The sequence below is a fragment of the Streptomyces viridiviolaceus genome (assembly GCF_014650995.1).
Taxonomy (GTDB): Bacteria; Actinomycetota; Actinomycetes; order Streptomycetales; family Streptomycetaceae; genus Streptomyces; species Streptomyces viridiviolaceus.
In genome coordinates this window covers 1-561 of sequence record NZ_BMWA01000120.1, presented here as the reverse complement: position 1 = coordinate 561, position 561 = coordinate 1, and the positions used below count along the sequence as shown (strand labels likewise).

The window sequence follows — 561 nt, the reverse complement described above, 5'->3', positions numbered from 1 at the left end:
CGGCCCGTCGCCCGACCGGCTCTTCCTCGGCTCCGAGGGCACGCTCGGCGTCATCACCGAGGCCTGGATGCGCCTGCGGGAGCGCCCCCGCCACAAAGCCTCCGCGGCCGTGGCCCTCCCCGACTTCCACCGCGCCCTGGAGGCTGTGCGCGCCATCGCCCAGTCCGACCTCGCCCCCGCCAACTGCCGCCTGCTCGACCCCGGTGAGGCACTGCTGTCCGGCGCCTCCCAGGACGGCTCCAGCGTCCTGATCCTCGGCTTCGAATCCTCCACCAGCCCCGTCGACCACCGCCTCGCCGCCGCCCTGGACATCGCCCGCGCCCACGGCGGCCACCCCGAGCCACCCACGACCGACCGGGACGCCCCGGCCGATACGGCCGTCGGCGCCTGGCGCTCGGCGTTCCTGCGCATGCCCTACCTGCGCGACGGCCTGGCCCGCATGGGCGCCGTCGTCGAGACGTTCGAGACCGCCGCCACCTGGGACCGGATTCCCGCCCTGATCGACGCCGTTCGCTCCGAGGTCGCCACGGCCGCCCTCAAAGCCACCGGACACCCCGCCAC

General features: G+C 75.6%; 1 protein-coding gene. It reads left to right on the top strand.

Annotated features, from left to right (window positions below; translation table 11 throughout):
- The coding region (locus tag IE260_RS41190) for an FAD-binding oxidoreductase (RefSeq protein ID WP_308434756.1) at positions 1-561 on the top strand (561 nt) is incomplete at both ends.